This is a genomic window from Micromonospora sp. WMMD1274, from assembly GCF_049179035.1.
Lineage (GTDB): Bacteria > Actinomycetota > Actinomycetes > Mycobacteriales > Micromonosporaceae > Micromonospora > Micromonospora tulbaghiae.
Map to the genome: position 1 here is coordinate 5,433,676 of NZ_JBMHMG010000001.1, position 16,625 is coordinate 5,450,300.

The 16,625-nt window shown below is 74.3% G+C and carries 16 protein-coding genes; 4 read left to right on the forward strand and 12 right to left on the reverse strand.

Annotation, left to right across the window (positions count from 1 at the left end; translation table 11 throughout):
• Positions 1 to 12: 12 nt before the first annotated feature.
• From ACN27D_RS25800 to ACN27D_RS25845, 10 genes are all read right to left on the reverse strand, one after another.
• Positions 13 to 1,113, reverse strand: coding sequence for an L-dopachrome tautomerase-related protein (locus tag ACN27D_RS25800; RefSeq protein WP_120570757.1), 1,101 nt, complete (start codon positions 1,111 to 1,113; stop codon positions 13 to 15).
• An 86-nt stretch (positions 1,114 to 1,199) separates the two neighbouring features.
• Complete coding sequence (locus ACN27D_RS25805; protein WP_121683294.1) at positions 1,200 to 3,461, reverse strand: catalase; 2,262 nt, start codon at positions 3,459 to 3,461, stop codon at positions 1,200 to 1,202.
• A 92-nt stretch (positions 3,462 to 3,553) separates the two neighbouring features.
• Positions 3,554 to 4,216 (reverse strand): 4'-phosphopantetheinyl transferase family protein, encoded by a 663-nt coding sequence (locus tag ACN27D_RS25810; RefSeq protein ID WP_421500214.1) that lies wholly within the window; start codon positions 4,214 to 4,216, stop codon positions 3,554 to 3,556.
• On the reverse strand, positions 4,213 to 5,037 hold the full coding sequence (locus tag ACN27D_RS25815) for a metallophosphoesterase family protein (protein WP_120570754.1): 825 nt from the start codon (positions 5,035 to 5,037) through the stop codon (positions 4,213 to 4,215). The genes ACN27D_RS25810 and ACN27D_RS25815 overlap by 4 nt, the downstream gene beginning before the upstream one ends.
• Positions 5,038 to 5,102: 65 nt before the next feature.
• A complete protein-coding gene (gene pip, locus ACN27D_RS25820; RefSeq protein WP_252454062.1) occupies positions 5,103 to 6,053 on the reverse strand; it encodes a prolyl aminopeptidase in 951 nt (316 codons plus the stop codon).
• A 43-nt stretch (positions 6,054 to 6,096) separates the two neighbouring features.
• Positions 6,097 to 6,471 (reverse strand): hypothetical protein, encoded by a 375-nt coding sequence (locus ACN27D_RS25825; RefSeq protein WP_120570752.1) that lies wholly within the window; start codon positions 6,469 to 6,471, stop codon positions 6,097 to 6,099.
• Between the two features lie 127 nt (positions 6,472 to 6,598).
• Complete coding sequence (locus ACN27D_RS25830) at positions 6,599 to 8,068, reverse strand: hypothetical protein (protein ID WP_120570751.1); 1,470 nt, start codon at positions 8,066 to 8,068, stop codon at positions 6,599 to 6,601.
• 135 nt (positions 8,069 to 8,203) lie between these two features.
• Positions 8,204 to 9,166: an anti-sigma factor RsbA family regulatory protein gene (locus ACN27D_RS25835; protein ID WP_120570750.1), complete on the reverse strand. Its 963-nt coding sequence runs from the start codon at positions 9,164 to 9,166 to the stop codon at positions 8,204 to 8,206.
• Positions 9,163 to 9,990, reverse strand: a complete 828-nt coding sequence (locus ACN27D_RS25840; RefSeq protein ID WP_120570749.1) for an MEDS domain-containing protein — start codon at positions 9,988 to 9,990, stop codon at positions 9,163 to 9,165. The genes ACN27D_RS25835 and ACN27D_RS25840 overlap by 4 nt, the downstream gene beginning before the upstream one ends.
• A gap of 23 nt (positions 9,991 to 10,013) precedes the next feature.
• Positions 10,014 to 11,123, reverse strand: coding sequence for a hypothetical protein (locus ACN27D_RS25845; RefSeq protein WP_357798588.1), 1,110 nt, complete (start codon positions 11,121 to 11,123; stop codon positions 10,014 to 10,016).
• Positions 11,124 to 11,298: 175 nt separating this feature from the next.
• On the opposite strand from ACN27D_RS25845, the gene ACN27D_RS25850 reads away from it, so the two are divergent.
• Positions 11,299 to 11,757, forward strand: a complete 459-nt coding sequence (locus tag ACN27D_RS25850; RefSeq protein WP_421500215.1) for a GNAT family N-acetyltransferase — start codon at positions 11,299 to 11,301, stop codon at positions 11,755 to 11,757.
• 174 nt (positions 11,758 to 11,931) lie between these two features.
• Here ACN27D_RS25850 and ACN27D_RS25855 read toward each other — a convergent pair whose 3' ends face one another.
• Complete coding sequence (locus ACN27D_RS25855) at positions 11,932 to 12,447, reverse strand: 2'-5' RNA ligase family protein (protein ID WP_120570747.1); 516 nt, start codon at positions 12,445 to 12,447, stop codon at positions 11,932 to 11,934.
• 119 nt (positions 12,448 to 12,566) lie between these two features.
• Between ACN27D_RS25855 and ACN27D_RS25860 the strand changes: the two genes are divergently transcribed.
• The gene (locus ACN27D_RS25860; protein WP_252454070.1) at positions 12,567 to 13,073 is read left to right on the forward strand and encodes a mycothiol transferase; all 507 of its coding nucleotides are present in this window, start codon (positions 12,567 to 12,569) and stop codon (positions 13,071 to 13,073) included.
• Here ACN27D_RS25860 and ACN27D_RS25865 read toward each other — a convergent pair.
• Positions 13,060 to 14,037: a glycoside hydrolase family 88 protein gene (locus tag ACN27D_RS25865; RefSeq protein ID WP_421500216.1), complete on the reverse strand. Its 978-nt coding sequence runs from the start codon at positions 14,035 to 14,037 to the stop codon at positions 13,060 to 13,062. The genes ACN27D_RS25860 and ACN27D_RS25865 overlap by 14 nt on opposite strands.
• Positions 14,038 to 14,170: 133 nt before the next feature.
• Between ACN27D_RS25865 and ACN27D_RS25870 the strand changes: the two genes are divergently transcribed.
• On the forward strand, positions 14,171 to 14,548 hold the full coding sequence (locus ACN27D_RS25870; RefSeq protein ID WP_120570744.1) for an SCP2 sterol-binding domain-containing protein: 378 nt from the start codon (positions 14,171 to 14,173) through the stop codon (positions 14,546 to 14,548).
• Positions 14,545 to 16,623 carry a glycogen debranching N-terminal domain-containing protein gene (locus ACN27D_RS25875; RefSeq protein ID WP_358173085.1) on the forward strand — a complete coding sequence of 693 codons (2,079 nt, stop codon included), beginning with the start codon at positions 14,545 to 14,547 and terminating at the stop codon, positions 16,621 to 16,623. Before ACN27D_RS25870 ends, ACN27D_RS25875 begins: the two co-directional genes overlap by 4 nt.
• The last annotated feature ends 2 nt before the right edge of the window (positions 16,624 to 16,625 follow it).

The following is a 16,625-nucleotide window of genomic DNA, read 5'->3' on the forward strand; positions in this document are numbered from 1 at the left end:
GTGCGCCCTCGGTCAGCGCAGCAGCACCGGCCCGGCGTCGATCGGCACCCGGAACAGCGCGTACGGCTTGCGCCGCAGATCCCGTCCGCCCTGGTAGGTCGCCTGCCGGTGCAGCTGGTTCGCGGTGACGTAGAGGTGGCCGTCGACTGCTACCGACATGGTGTCCGGCCAGAGCAGGCGCGGATCGTGCACCACCGTCTCGAACTCCCCGTCCGGGCGGCGTCGCAGCACCGCGTCGTGCTCGTACGCGGTCAGGTAGAGCGCTCCGGAGTCGTCGGTCTCCAGACCGTCGGAGCCGGTGCCCTTGTCGCCCTCGTCCACCACCGTGGCGGCCACCTGGTCGTCGCCGAGCGACCGGTCGGCGAGCGCGTCGGTGGCCACGCTGTACCAGCGGCGCGAGGCGAGCGGGCAGTAGTACAGCCGGGCGCCGTCGGCGGAGATCGCGATGCCGTCCGCGCCCATCGACACCGGCTTCGCCGGCCCGTCGGCCGGGCGTTGCAGGAACGGCCGCCCCTCCACCACCGGCCGGAACGCCGACAGCGGTTCGGCCTTGGTGGACGGGTGCTCGTGCAGCCGGCGCCAGGACTCCCCGGTGGCGAGGTCCACCACGATGAGACCGTTCGGACCGGAGTCGGAGGAGTCGGTGATGTAGGCCAGGCCCGCCTCGCCGCGGCGCAGGTCGAACCGGACGTCGTTGAGGTACGTCGTGGGCAGCGCCACGTCGGCCGGGAAGGTGATCACCTGTCCGACGGAGTCGGTGTCCAGGTCGACGCGGACCAGCTTCGGCCCGCCCGGCTTCGTCGGCTGGAACATCGGGCTGCCGGTGTCGAGCACCCAGAGACGGTCGGCCGGGTCGACCACGATGCTCTGCACCGAGACGAACGCGCCCGCGTCGTCGTCGCCGGACGGATCGTTCCAGTCCCGGTCGGGGAACGGCACCTCACGGCCGTCGCGCAGCTCCACGACGGTGGCCGGCACCTCGTCGCCCCACTTCGGGAAGTTGACGAAGATCCGGCCGGTGTGCGACACGCTCACCCCGGTCGGCATCGCCCCGGTGAAGGTGTGCACCAGTTCCAGCTCGCCGACCGGTTCGTCGGCCACAGGCCCGTTCATCCACTGCTCGTTCCCGGGCGGGACCGCGGCAAACGTGGACGTGGGGCGGTCCCGGATCCGGGACCGCCCCACGCACGTGGACGAGATCAGGCGACCGAGGCCGGGAACCTCTCCCAGACCCGGTGCGCCGCCATCAGCCGCTGCACCTCCGTGAGCACCTCGGCCCCGGAACCGCCGGTGACCACACCGGGCGTGCCGGTGACGCCGGCCTGGTGCAGCACCTCGGCGCCCGCGCCCCAGGCGCCGATCACCTTGGCGTGCCGCCACGCCTCCTCGACCAGCAGGAGCACCCGCGGGTCGACGGTGGAGGAGCCCGGCGCGCCGGCCTTGGCGTCGCGGGCCGGCAGCGCGTCCGGCGCCGGGGCCGGCGCGCCGGCCAGCAGCACCGCGTCGAACTCGACCGAGCGGCCGGTGGCGAACGTGCGCTGCACCGGCAGCCCGTCGACGGTGCCGCCGTGCGCGGCGATCAGCAGCGGCACCATGCCGGCGGCGAACACCGCCCGGCGTACCTCGTGCACGTCGCCCATGTCGCCCTGGGCGTCGACCACGATGCCGACCATCCGGCCGTCGGCCGGCCACTCCCGGCCGACCTGGGACAGCGCGGGGCTGGGCTGCACCTCCGCCAGCGGCACGGTGGGCTGCGGCACGGGCAGGCCCAGGCCGATCGCGACCTGCTCGCACAGCACCGGGTCGACGTTGGCCAGGCACTGGAGCTGCCGCTCCTTGATCGCCTGGTGGTAGCACTTGCCCAGCTCGAACGTGTACGCCCGGATGATGTGCTCCTTCTCCACCGGCGACATGCTCTGCCAGAACAGGCGTACCTGGCTGTAGTGGTCGTCGAAGGAGGCCGGCGAGGCGCGCACCTTCGGCGCCTCGGCCACCGTCACCGGCGTGTCCACGAACGCGTGCTCCCGGTCGCCGGCCGGGAACGGGTTGCCGCCGTCGAGCGAGTTCGGCCGGTACGGCGCCACGCCCGCGTGCACCGCGTGCTGGTGGAAGCCGTCGCGCAGCATGTCGTTGACGTCGGCGTGCGGCCGGTTGATCGGGATCTGGGTGAAGTTCGGCCCGCCGAGGCGGGTGAGCTGCGTGTCCACGTACGAGAAGAGGCGGCCCTGCAACAGCGGGTCGTTCGTCACGTCGATGCCCGGCGGCAGGTGCCCGACGTGGAACGCCACCTGCTCGGTCTCGGCGAAGAAGTTGCGCGGCGTCTTGTTCAGGGTGAGCTTGCCGATCGGCTGCACCGGCGCCAGCTCCTCCGGCACGATCTTCGTCGGGTCGAGCAGGTCGATCCCGGCGAACGTCTCCTCCGGCGTGTCCGGGAAGACCTGGATGCCCAGCTCCCACTCCGGGAACGCGCCGGCCTCGATCGCGTCGTACAGGTCGCGGCGGTGGTAGTCCGGGTCGATGCCGCCGATGAGCTGCGCCTCCTCCCAGGTCAGGGAGTGCACGCCCAGCTTCGGCTTCCAGTGGAACTTGACCAGCACCGTCGCACCGGCCTCGTCGACCATGCGGAACGTGTGCACGCCGAAGCCCTCCATGGTCCGGTAGGACCGCGGGATGCCCCGGTCGGACATGTTCCACATGGTGTGGTGCTGCGCCTCGGTGTGCAGCGAGACGAAGTCCCAGAACGTGTCGTGCGCGCTCTGCGCCTGCGGGATCTCCCGGTCCGGGTGCGGCTTGCCGGCGTGGATCACGTCCGGGAACTTGATCGCGTCCTGGATGAAGAAGACCGGGATGTTGTTGGCGACCAGGTCGAACGTGCCCTCGTCGGTGTAGAACTTGGTGGCGAAGCCGCGGGTGTCGCGGACCGTGTCCGCCGAGCCGCGCGAGCCCAGCACGGTGGAGAAGCGGACGAAGACCGGCGTCTCGCGGCCCTTCTTCAGGAACCCGGCCCGGGTCACCTCCTCCGCGGTGCCGTACGCCACGAACGTGCCGTGCGCGCCCGCGCCCCGGGCGTGCACCACCCGCTCCGGGATCCGCTCGTGGTCGAAGTGGGTGATCTTCTCCCGCAGGTGGTGGTCCTGGAGCAGGACCGGGCCGCGCGGACCGGCCTTGAGCGAGTGGTCGGTGTCGCGCAGCCGGTGCCCGTTGGCGGTGGTGAGGTACGCGCCCTGCTGCCCCTTGGCGATCTTCGGCACGCCGGTCTCGGCGCCGGTCGGGGTCCGGGTGTCCGGCGCGCCCTGCTCGTCCTTGGGCGGCAGCGGCCCGTGCGGCGTGGTCGGCTCCTCCAGTGGTGGTGGCGCGCTGCCGGGTGCGCCCGGCACGTCCGGAGTCAGCGCGTCGCCGACCTTCTCGACGGCGGCTTCGACGACACCCTTGACGATCTGGGTGGGCTTGCTGGATTCCATCAGGACCTGTCCTCCTACAGCGAAATGTCCAGGCCCCTTCGGCCGTACCCCAGGTCGGGCCGGGCAAACCGGAACAATCGCGGTATCGCTGGTCAGGGTCGGTGCGGCACGGCCACGGCGGTGAGCAGCAGCCCGCCGGCGACCAGCCAGCGGCCGTTCAGGACGTCCAGCGGCGGGCCGCCGTCGGTGCGGGTGCCGTCGACCAGGATGCGGGCGGTGAACCCGCCGGACCGGTCGAAGGTCAGCTCCGCCTCCTCGAAGCCGAGCCAGCGCCCGGTCAGCGGGTACCACGCCTTGTAGACCGACTCCTTGGCGCTGAACAGCAGCCGGTCCCAGTGCGTCGCCGGGTCGGCGGCGCGCAGCGCGGCCAGCCGTTCCGGCTCGCCCGCGGTGAGGACCACGCCGGCCACCCCGTCGGGCAGCGGCTCGTGCGGCTCCGCGTCGATGCCCAGCCCGGCCAGCGCCCCCGCCGGCGCCACCGCCGCCGCCCGGTAGCCGGTGCAGTGGGTGATGCTGCCCACCACGCCGGCCGGCCAGACCGGCTCCCGGCGGGGACCGGGGCGGATCGGCGCCGGGGCGTACCCGAGCCGGGCCAGCGCCTCCCGCGCGCAGCGGCGGGCCGTGACGAACTCCTGGCGGCGCGCGGCGACCGCGCGCGCGACCAGGTCCTCCTCGCCCGGGTACGGCGCCTCGTCCGGCACGTCGGCGAACGCCTCGACGGCCAGCGCCCCGGCCGGCAGCAGCGCCCCGATCATCCGAGGATCCGCTTCATCGGCGCCGGCTCGCCGCCGCGGCGCCGCCACTCGCGCGGGTAACCCAGCGACACCTCCTCGAACCGAACGCCGTCGTAGTGGGTGGTGCGCGGGATGTGCAGGTGGCCGTAGACGGCGACGGTGGCGCGGTGGCGCACGTGCCAGTCGGCGGTCTGATCGGTGCCGCACCACTGCGCGAACTCCGGGAACCAGAGCACCTCGGTCGGCTGACGCACCAGCGGCCAGTGGGTGACCAGCACCGTGGGCAGCGCCGGGTCGGTGGCCTCCAGGCGCCGCCGCGTCTGCTCCAGCCGGGCCGCGCACCAGGACTCCCGGTCCGGGTACGGGTCGGGGTGCAGCAGCATCTCGTCGGTGCACACCACGCCGGCGTCGTACGCCGCGCGCAGCGACTCCTCCTTGGTCGTGGTGCCGGGGGCGCGGAACGAGTAGTCGTAGAGCAGGAACAGCGGCGCGACGGTGACCGGCCCGCCCGCGCCCCGCCACACCGCGTACTCGTCCTCCGGGGTCAGCACGCCCAGCTCACGGCACATCGCCACCAGCGCGTCGTAACGCGCCACCCCGCGCAACGTCACCGGGTCGTTGGGGTGGGTCCACAGCTCGTGGTTGCCCGGCGCCCACACCACAGTCGCGAACCGGTCGCGCAGCAGCCGCAGCGTCCGTTCCACGTCGGCGAAGACCTCGCCGACGTCGCCGGCCACGATCAGCCAGTCGTCCGCCGTCTCCGGCCGCAGGCCGTCCACCACCGCGCGGTTCTCCGCGTACGACACGTGGAGGTCACTGACCGCGTACAGCGCACCCGTCACCCGGCCGATCCTGCCAGCGGCGCTCCCGGATGACCAGGCGCGGACCGGTGGGGGTCCGGCGCCGGTCAGCCGACCCTCGCGGTCACCTCGTCCAGGGCGCGCAGCACCTCCCGGGTCACGCCCGGCTCGGCCGCGGAGTGCCCGGCGTCCGGCACGATCCGCAGCGTCGCCTCCGGCCACCGGCGGGCCAGGTCGTACGCGGACACCGGCGGGCAGCACAGGTCGTAGCGGCCGTTGACGATCACGGCGGGCAGGTGCCGGATGCGGTCCACGCCGTCGAGCAACTGGCCCTCGGCGAGGAAGCCGCCGTGCACCGCGTAGTGCGACAGGATCCGGGCCACCGGCAGCGCCTGGTCGTCGGCGGTGAAGTGGGCGAGCAGCTCCGGGTCGGGCCGCAGCGACGAGTTGACCGCCTCCCACCGCCCCCAGGCCCGCGCGTACTCCCGGGCCCGCGCCTCGTCCGGGCCGTGCAACCGCCTGTGGTACGCGGCCAGCACGTCGTCGCGCTCGTCCGGCGGGACCGGCGCGACGAACCGCTCCCACTCCTCGGGCTGGAGGTGGCGCAGCCCGCCCTGGTAGAACCAGTCCCGCTCGCTGCGCCGCAGCAGCAGCACGCCGCGCAGGACCAGGCCGGTCACCCGCTCCGGGTGCGTCTGGGCGTACGCCAGGCCGAGCGTGGTGCCCCACGAGCCGCCGAACACCAGCCAGGAGCCGATGCCCAGCCGCTGCCGGATCGTCTCCAGGTCGGCCACCAGGTGCCAGGTGGTGTTGGCGCGCACCTCGCCGTGCGGGGTGCTGCGCCCGGCGCCGCGCTGGTCGAACAGCACGGCCCGGTGGCGGGCGGGGTCGAAGAACCGGCGGGCCACCGGCACCAGGCCGCCGCCGGGCCCGCCGTGCAGGAACACCACGGGTACGCCGTCCGGCCGGCCGACCTCCTCGACGTACAGGACGTGGCCGTCACCGACCGGGACGCGGTGGGTGGCGTACGGCTCGACGGGCGGGTGCAGGCCGGTCATGCCCGGTCATTCTGCCCGCCGAAGGGCCTCCCGGTGGTCCCGGTCAGCAGGCGACGTTGCCGCCGAGGTTGTCCAGCAGGGCGTCGGCGACCCAGCCGGAGACACCGGTGGTGACGTCCCGCAGGTACGTCCACGTGTAGGTGGTGTGGCCGTTCGCGCTGACCCGGTCGCCGCTGGCGAAGCAGTGGAAGTCGACCGTGTGACTGAGCTGCCCGTAGCCCAGCGAGGCGCAGGTGGTGTGCGGTCCGGTGCGGATGTTGACGTTCGTGGCGTTGAACAGCTGGCCGAACTTGCTGTCCACGTTGGAGTGCGAGTGGCTGCACCCGGCGCTCGCCGGTCCGGCCGTACCGGCCACCACGGCGCCCGCCGAGGCGACGGTCAGGACGACGGCGGCACCGATCGAGGAAATCTTCCGCATACCCGTCAACCCCCGAATGAAGATCGAGACGCATCAGCAGATCGATCCAAATATTTGCATATAGCAAGGTCGATGGGCAAGATGCGGTGCCGCCGCCGGCCCGGCCCGGACCGGCGGCGACGGTTGCTCAGGCGGTAGCCGGTACGCCGTTGTCAGTACCCGTGCTCTCCACCTCGGGCACCCCGCGCGGGGCCGGCGTGCGGACCGCGAACGCGTCGAAGCTCGGCCCGTCCAGCCGCTCCACGATCGGCTCCACCGCAGGCGGCTCCGACCGGTCCGGCTCGATCGCGTCCGGCTCGATCCGCCCATCCACCGCCCGCGGCGCCACCTCGGCCGGGACGGTGATCGCCGGACGCGTCGCCACCTGCGGGTACTCGGCGGTCTCCCCGCCGCCCGCAGCGGCCGCCATGACCGCCGCCGCGGCCAGGTCGGCGACCCGCTTGGCCTCCCGCTGCACCCGGGCCCGGGTCTCCTTGGCGTGCTGCTCGGCCAGGTCCGCCGCGCGCCGCGCCTCGTCGAGCCGCCTGCTCTCCGAGGCCAGGTCCCGGCGTACGCCGACCAGCCGCTCCTCCAGCTCCGCGCCGGTCCGCTCGATGGTGGCGATCTCCCGGCGGGTGTCCTCCAGCTGCCGGCCGGCCGTCTCCAGCTCCGCCTTGAGCCCGGTCAGCGTCTCCTGCCGCTGCTGGATCTCCCGCTGCACGCCGGCGAGCTGCTCCTGGTGCGCCGCCGTCTCCTCGTCGGCCCGCTCCCGGACCTCGTTGGCGTACTGCTGCGCCTCGGCGACCAGCGCGGCGATGTCCTTCTCGGCGGCGGCGGCCCGGTCGGCCAGCTCCTGCTCGGCGGCGGCCCGCCGCTCGTCCAGTTCCTTGGCCATCGTGGCCTGCCACTGGGCCAGTTCCTGCTGGGCCTTGCTGCGGTTGGCCTGGACCTCCTGCTGGATCTGCGTCCGCGCGGCCTTCACCAGCGCCTCGGACGCCGAGCGCGCCTGCTCGACCTGCTGCGCGCTCTGCTCGGTGATCCGCTTCGCCTCCTGCTGGGCCCGGTCGTGCACGGCCTGGCCCTCGACGCGAAGCTTCTCCGCCAGCTCCCGCACGGCGGTCAGCTCCGCCTGCGCGGCGGCCCGCCGCTCCTCGTCCACCCGCTCCTGCTCGGCCCGGCGGGCGGACAGCTCCTCGTCCAGCTCACGCCGCTCCCGCGCGGCCTGCTCCTGCGCCGCCGCGAGCAGCTTCTCCGCCTGCCCCTGGACGTCCTCCGCGCGCCGGGTGGCCAAGTCGGTGATCTGGCCGGCCTGCTTCTCGGCCAGGTCCAGGATCTGGTCGACCATCGGGCCGAGGTCGCGGAAGGACGCCCGGTCCACAGCAGTCGGACGGTCGCGCAGCTCCACCGTCTCGGCCTGCGCCCGCTGCACCTGCGCGGTCAGGTCGCGCACCTGCGCGTACGCCCGGTCCCGCGCGGCGGTCAGCGCGCTCACCTCGGCGTCGACCTGCTCGACGTACCGGTCCACCTGACGTTTGTCGTAGCCGCGCAGCGCGGGATCGAACCGCGGACGCGCGGACAGGTCGTCGTGGGATGCGAACGGCTCGGCACCGTTGGACATGCGCCATCCTCCGTCGGTTCGCCAGCGCCAGGCCGGCGGATGACCGCCCCGCAGGGCACGATGAGGCGCTACGGTACCGCGTCCGCGCGCGGGGCTCGCCCCGCCCCGCCCCCTGCCCGCCGACCGGCGGCGCGGTCAGACCGGGAAGTGCGGGTTCCCCGCCGTCAGGCGGATGGTGAAGCCGCCCGCGTCCCGGTGGTACGTCACGTGGTCGCAACTCTGGTGACTGATCCACAGGCCCAGCCCGCCGTCGGAACCGTCGCCCGCCGGCAGCAGCCCGGCGTACGGATCCTTGGGGCCGCTGCCCCGATCGTGGACGGTCACCACCATCCGGTCCGGCGCGCGCCACAACCGCAGGCACACCGGCGGCTCACCGTGGCGCAGCGCGTTGCTCACCACCTCGCTGACGGCGATGACCAGGCCGTCGAGGCCGTCCGGCGTGAGCAGGCCACGGTCGGCGGCGCGCACCTCGGCGCGGGCGCGGGCCGGCGTCGGATCGATCAGCTCGACCAGCGGCACGGTCCGCTGCACCGGATCAGCGGGCGCCGGACGGAACTCGGTCAGGTAGCTCGTCGGCTCGGTGTAGAGACCCGCCGCCTCGTGCCCGCCGTCCGGCCGCGCCACCCGCGGATGGGTACGCGCCACGTCGGCGAGCACGTGCGCGGGCGTGCCCCGCCGGTCGTAGGCGCAGATGCCCCAGAGCGGGAAGTCGTCGTAGGCGTGGTTGATCGCCGACTCGTAGCGCGCCCACCAGTCCCAGGTCGCGCCGAGCAGCACCGGAGGCAGCTCGCCGACCATGCGAATCTGCGCCGCCCCCGCCGCCACGTACGAGGCCAGCAGCTCCCGGTAGGAGCGCAGCGCGACGCTGGGCCGGGCGTAGACGTCGCCGACCGGCAGGAACGTGACCTCGGCGCCCGGCGGCAGCGCCCGGCGCACCAGCTCGGCGTTGCGCTCGTCCAGGTTCACCGCCGTCGGCTCGCCGGCCGCGACCCCGTCCAGCAGGAACGGCAGCGCCACCGCCAGCAACTCCTCGTCGGAGTCGTAGACGAACGCCTCGTGGAAGTAGCCCACGTGGCCGGAGGCCGCGCCGCTCCTCATCGGACGACCTCCACCCGTACCTCGGACAGACCGAGCAGGTCGACCAGCCGGGCCGGGGCGCGGCTCGGCGTGCGCAGCACCGCGACGGCGTCGTGCCGGCGGGCATGGTCCCGCAGGTGCAGCAGGCTGCGGTGGTCGACGAACCGCAGCTCGGCGGCGTCGAACACCAGCCGTCCCGCCACCGGCCGCGGGTCGGCCCGCTCCAGCGCGGCGGCGAAGTCCCGGTGGTTGGACGGGTCCAGCTCGCCGGCCAGCGCCACCACCGAGTCGCCGCCGCCGGCGTGCAGCCGGAACAGCACGTCGGCGTTGGTCTCCGGGTGCAGGCAGGCCAGCTCGGCGATCGCCGCGTCGTCCAGTTGCCGGCGGTCGTAGGCGCAGATCGCCGACATCGGCCGGTGTCGCATCCAGTGGTCGATGCGGTGCTCGTAGCGGGCGAAGGCGTCCCGCTGGGCGGTCGTGCGGACCAGGCTGGTCGCCTCGGCCAGCACCCGCAGGCCGGTGTGCCCGGCGGTCAGCGCCTCGGTGGTGGCCCGCACGTACGCCCGGACCTGTCGCTCCGGGTCGACCACCTCGTCGTGCCGGTACGCCTCGCCGACGGGAACCAGCCGGAGCGCGTCCCGCCGGCGCGCGGCGTCGACCCCGGGGACCGAGGCCAGCCAGCCGGTGACCGTGGCGCGATCCTCCGGACAGACCACCCAGACCTGCTCACCGGCGGCCAGACCGGCGGTTACCTGCGCGACCGCCAGCGCGCGCAGCGTGGCCGGGTCGTCGTAGGCGAGGCAGCCATGGGTGTAGCCGGGGTGCGTCACGCTCCCGCTGGTCACCGGCTCCGCCTCATGGGACCAGTCTATGCCGGGCCCACCTGGAGATCGCGCCAGGCCGTGGCCTCGGGCGGCGGGTCGCCCAACTCGAACTCGGCCCAGTTGTTCCAGTACGCGATCGCGTCCACGTCGTTCTGCTGGCGCAGCCAGGTGACGTGCTCGCGGATCGTCCGCGCCCGGCCCGCGCCGGTGGTGTCGGCGGCGGTGCGGCTCAGCCCGTACTCGGGCACCAGCAGCCGGATGCCCGGGTACGCGGCGCGCACCTTGCCGAAGGCCACGCCGAACATCCGGGAGGCCGGCCAGTACGCGGCGGTGTCCCGGGAGTAGCAGTCCACGCCGTAGTGGGTCATGCCCGGGTAGCCCCAGTCGGCCGGGTTGCCGCGCCCCTCGTCGAGCCAGTAGCGGGTCACGATCGGCCCGTGCCCGAGCACCCACCGCCGGTTGCGGTGCGCCGCCACGATCTGCGTCACCCGGCTCGCCGTCGCCCGGTACGTGGCCGGGACCACGTCCCCCATCGGCTCGTGGTACCAGGTCAGGTAGATCGGGCGGTTCACGCCGTCGAGCCATCCGGCGAGCTGCTCGACGTCGTCCTTCCAGCTGACGTGCATGACGGCCGAGGGCGCGTCGGCGAACTTGCCGGCGTTGAGCGCGGGCAGCTCCGGCAGCGTGTCCGCGTCCGGGCCGTCCGTGCCGAAGTCGCGCATGTAGCGGATCCCCGGGTAGTCGGCCACCGCCCGTTGCGTCCGGGCGCCCTTCTCGGCGCTCATCCCGACCAGCAGCGGCACGGTCAGCGTGGTGGTGCCCGTGCCGGTGCGGCCGGCGCCGTCACGCGCCGTCGCGGTCAGCGTCACCGTGCCCCGGCCGGCCAGCACGGTGACTGTGAAGCGGCCCGGATCGGCGCCGCTGGGTGTGATGGTCACCCCCGGCGAGGCGCTGGCGAGCTGGACGGTCAGCGGGACGCTCAGATCCACCCGGATGGGGCTGTCCCAGGTGACGCCGGTGGGGTCGCTGACCCGGCCGGCGAGCGTCAGCAGCCGCGAGTCGGGGTGGAAGGCGTCGACCCGTACGGTGGTCGACTGCCCGGGCAGCAGGACGGTCTGGTCGGCGGTGACGGAACGGACGACGGGTGCGGCCATGAGGCTCTCCTTCGACGTGCTCGGCTGCCGCTCCGGCCGCACGTCTTCGGGTGGCCAGAATGGCTCTGACCTGCGCTTTTACCAGCTTGCTCCGGTTCGGCCCCGATCGTCAGGGCAGCCGCAGATGGCGCGAAACCCGGTCGCCGCCCCGCTGTCCCGCCCGCATCCTGAACCGATGCCGATCACCGTGCGGGACCTGCGCGTACCGGACTGGCCGCACCTGTGGCCGATGTTGCGGGACATGGGCGTCGGCGACGACCCGCCGGAGGCCCACCGGCTCCGGTTCGCCGCGCTGCTGGCCGATCCCCGCTGGGCGCTGCTCGGCGCCACCGACGGGGGCGGGTTGATCGGGTACGCCGCCGCCCAGGACCACGGGCCGCACCTGCGTTCCGGCGACGCGCACCGCACCGTACGCCTGCACGACCTGTACGTCCGGGCGGACCGCCGCCGGGACGGGGTGGGCCGTTCGTTGTTCACCGCGGTCCACCGCTGGGCCGGCGGGCGGGCCCGGCACCTGGAGTGGCAGGCCCACCACGAGCGGGCGGCGCCGTTCTACGAGCGGCTCGGCCATCGGGGCGACCCGTGCCCGCAGCCGGACTACCCGACCTTCCTGCTCGACCTCGCTCCGCAGTGACCCGCCGCCCCCTGACGTGACCGGCTCACCGCCCGCTCGTGATCGACACCGGTTCGGGGAGGTGGCTGCATCCGAGACGGTCCGATGTCACCATTTCCCCGAGCTGGTGTTGATCATGGAGTGGGATGGCACCACCTCCCCGAGCTTGTGTCGATCATGGGGGCGGGGAAGGTGTCAGGGGAGGGGGTGGGAGATGTCGCGGGCGTGGTCGGCCACCGCGGCGCCGACCACCGTCGCGGTCAGCGGCAGCACCTCCAGGCACCGGCGTACCGCCGCGCCCATCAGCGGGTTCGGCACCCGCATGGACAGCGTGCAGTGCGGCACCCAGCGGCCCGGCCGGTAGTGCTCCACCACCTCGACGCCGGCCCGCGCCAGCCGGTCGTGCACCGCGGCGTGGTGCGCCAGCAGCTCGGGCGTCGGCGCCGGCCCGAGCCAGAGCACCCGCCCGAGGAACTGCCCGGCGTGCTGGAACTCCAGCCGCAGCGGCGCGGCCACGACGGTCCCGGCGAGCGCCTCGGCGACGCGGTGGGGGTCCAGGCGGGGCGCGACCGCCAGCGAGACGTGCGGGCGGTGCCGCTGCGCCAGCAGGGACCGCATGCTCGGCACCCCGTCGGACTCCAGCAGGTCCCACAGCACCCGGATCCGCCGGGTGGCGTCGGTGTCCAGATACAGCTCCAGCGCCGCGACCACGCGATCACCCTAGAGGCGGTGCCCGTGCCGAGGTTTGCCGGGCACGCTGGGCGGTACTGCCCGAAGGGACGGCAGGAAGGCCGAGGGGACGGCAGGAGACGGCAGGGGAGTGAGGACGCGTGGACGCGACGGACGTGCTGACCGAGGCGTACGGGCGGCTGCCCGATCTGGTCGCCGGGGCGCTCGACGGGCTCGACGCGGCCCAGCTGCGGCGGGCGCCGGCCGACGGGGCGAACCCGGTCGGCTGGCTGGTCTGGCACCTGACCCGGATCCAGGACGACCACGTCGCCGACGTGATGGGCCAGCCGCAGCTCTGGGCCACCGGCGACTGGGCGGCGAAGTGCGGCCTGCGGCCCGACCCCGCCGACACCGGCTTCGGGCACGGCCCGGAGCAGATCGCCGCGGTACGCCCGGAGAGCGGTGAGGTGCTGCTGGACTACCACCGGGCGGTGGTGGACCGGAGCCTGAAATACCTGCGCGGGCTGCGCCCGGCCGACCTGGACCGGGTGGTGGACGAGAACTGGGATCCGCCGGTCACGCTCGGGGTGCGGCTGGTGAGCGTGCTCGACGACGATTTCCAGCACGTCGGTCAGGCCGCGTACGTGCGCGGGCTCATCCTGGGCTGAGCGCCGGACCGGCCCGGCGCAGCGCGGCGTGCCCGAGCAGGTGACACGCCTGCGCCTCGGGCGAGGTGCCGGGGCGCTCGAAGTCCGGCGCCCCGCTGACGCCCGTCACCCGGCCGTACGCGTCGATGCGCCGACCGGCGGCGGCCAGCAGGTCCGCTCCCACCTCGTACCAGGACCGGGGCAGCCAGCCGCCGGCCACCCCGGTGAGGGCCGCGTACCCGAGCAGCTGGGCGGTGTTGGCCTCGCGGAAGGCGCCCGGCTCGTCCAGCACGTCGGGGAAGAGCCCGTCCGCGCCCCGGTACGCCAGGCAGGCGGTCAGCACCTCCTCCACGTGCCCGGCCAGCTCGGCGCGGAGGGTGCCCGGCCAGTCCGGCGCGAGCCGCAGCGCGCGGGTGATCCCGGCGACCACCCAGCCGTTGCCGGTGCCCCAGGGCCCGGGTCGGTCCAGTTCGCCCCGGTCCTCGTCCCAGCGGGCGGCGTACAGGCCGGTGCGCGTGTCGTACAGCCGTCGCCGGTGCCCCGCGACCTGCGCGGCGGCCGCTTCGGTCCGGCCGGTCAGCGCCAGCAGCGGCACCACCATGTAGATGGTGTCCGCCCACACCTGGCGGCCGTCGAGCAGGTGGAACAGCGTGCCGTCGGCGGCCCTAGGCGCCCGCCGGGTCAGCCAGTCGAGCTGGGCGTCCAGCGCCACGGCGTACCGCCGGTCGCCGGTGCGGCGCGCGGCGTGCCGGACCACCTCGCCGCACGCGGCGCCGTTCACCGCGCCCACCGAGCCGGGCGGCTCCCCGAGCCGCCCGTCCGGCCGCTGCCGGGTCACCGCGGCGTCGGCGACCAGCACGGCGGCCTCGTCCAGGCCCAGGTCGAGCAGCGCCTGACCGAGGATTCCCTGCTCCCACGACTCGCGCTGCATGGTCAGCAGCGCGAGCAGCACCCGGTCGGCGGTGGCGTCCCCGGTCGTCGGCACGGCTCAGGGATACCCGCCGGACCGCCGCGACTCACCCGGACCGGGTGAGTTCGCCTCACCCGCAGCGCGGGGACGCTGCGGGACGAGCGGCGCCGGCAGGCGGGCGGCCGCGACCACCGACGAGGAGGGCCCGATGAGCGTCTCGGCCGTGGAACACCTGGCCCGCGGGACCGCCGGCCGGCACCCGGAGCTGCCCGAGACCACCTCCGGCACCATCCGCCTGGACCTGCGCGACGACGGGCACACCGAGCACTGGTACCTGACCATCGACCGGCAGGACGTCCGGGTGGAGCGCCTGGCCGAGGAGGCGGACCTGGTGGTCGGCGCGAACCGGGAGGTGTTCGACCGGATCGCGGCGGGGCGCCTGCACCCGGCCGCCGCGCTGCTGCGCAACGACCTCGCCGCGCGGGGCGAACTGAAGCTGCTGATGACGCTGCGCCGGATCTTTCCCGGCCCGCCGGACGCCCGGGATCCCCGCGACGTGCCCGGCGAGCGGGCGGCGGCCCGATGAGGCAGGAGCTGGTCCACGTCCTCGCCGGCAACGCGTTCGCGTTGAGCGACGCGCAGGGCGACATGGAACGCGACCCGTCCGCCCCGATCGGCCTGTTCTCCTTCGACACCCGGTTCCTGTCCCACTGGGTGCTCACGATCGACGGCGAGCGGCTGCACGCGTTGTCCCGCGACGACCTGACCTACTTCGAGACCCGCTTCGTGCTGGTGCCGGGCGCGGCCAGCCACTACGTGGACGCCGACGTCTCGGTGATCCGGCACCGCTCGATCGACGAGGCGTACCACGAGAGCCTCACGGTGCTGAACCACTCGGCCGAACCCGCCGAGTACACGGTGCGGATGGAGATGGCGGGCGACTTCGCCGACACCTCCGAGATCCTGCGCCCCGGCCCGCGCCGCCCCACCGTCGTCCCCGACCCGGAGGGGCGGCGGTTGCGGATCCGGTACGAGCGCGGGCGGTTCGTCCGGGAGACGTGCGTCTCCAGCACCGCCCCGGCCGAGGTGGACGCGCGGGGGATGACCTTCCGGATCCGCGTCGAGCCGCAGGGCGAGTGGAACGTCGACCTGCACGTCTCCATGATCATTCAGGGCGCGGGAGGGCGTGACCTGCGGGCCGACATCGAGTCGCACCGGCAGCACGTCCGGCAGGACATGCGGGGGGACCTCGAACGGTGGTACGAGCGGGCGCCGCACCTGGTCTCGGACCGGCCCGCGCTCACCGCCGTCTACCGGCAGGCCCTGACCGACCTGGCCGCGCTGCGCTACATGCCGCTGGCCTACACCGACCGGGTCCCGGTCGGGGGGATGCCCTGGGCGATGACGCTGTACGGGCGGGACGCGCTGTTCACCTGCCTCCAGACGCTGCCGTTCACGCCCGAGCTGACCCCGGCCACGCTGCACATGCTGGCGATGTTGCAGGGCGGCCGGCTCGACGACCGGCACGAGGAGGAGCCCGGCAAGATCGTCGCCGAGCTGCGGTACGGCGAGGCGGCCGCGTTCGACGAGCAGCCCACCGCGATCTACTACGGCGCGGCCGACACCACGCCGCTGTTCGTGATCCTGCTCGACGAGTACGAGCGCTGGACCGGTGACGCCGACCTGGTCCACGAGTTGCGGCACCCGGCCCGGATGGCGCTGGACTGGCTGACCCGCTACGGCGACCAGTGCGGCGACGGCTACCTGCGCTACCGGCCGCGCAACACCGACAGCGGGGTCGCCAACCAGACCTGGCGCAACTCCCCGGAGGCGATCGTCGACCGGTACGGCGCGGAGCCGCCGTACCCGCGCGCCACGTGCGAGCTCCAGGGGTACGCGTACGACGCCCGGATCCGGGGCGCCCGCCTGGCCCGGGAGTTCTGGGGCGACCCGGGCTACGCGCAGCGCCTGGAGGCCGACGCGGCGCGGCTGCGGGAGCGGTTCGACAGTGACTTCTGGCTGCCGAAGCAGGGCTACTACGCGCTGGCGCTCACCCCCGACGGCGAGCCGGTCGACGCGCTCACCTCGCATCTGGGGCACCTGCTGTGGAGCGGCATCGTGGAGCCGGACCGGGCCGGCGCGCTGGCCGCGCACCTGCGCGGGCCGGACCTGTTCTCCGGCTGGGGCGTGCGCACCTACGCGCAGGGGCAGCGGCCGTACAACCCGGTCGGCGCGCACCTCGGCGCGGTCTGGCCGTCGGACAACGCGATCGTCGCGGCGGGCCTGCGGCGGTACGGCTTCGACGAGGAGGCGGCCGACATCGCCGCCGGTGTGTTCGCGATGGCGGAGACGCTCGGCGGGTCGGTCCCGGAGGTGATCGCCGGCTACCCCCGCGCGTTGACCAAGTACCCGGTCCAGTTGCCGGAGGCCGGGCGGCCGCAGTCGTGGGCCTCGGGTGGGCTGCTGATGCTGCTGGGGACCATGCTGGGGCTGCGCCCGTGCGGGGAGAACCTGCTGGTGAACCCGGCGATCCCGACCGGGTTCGGGCGGATCGAGCTGCTCGACGTGCCGGGCCGGTGGGGACGGGCCGACTCGTACGGCCGGGAACGCGGCGGGGGCCGGCGGATGCGCGCGGGTCAGCCCACCCACCGGGCGGCCTGACC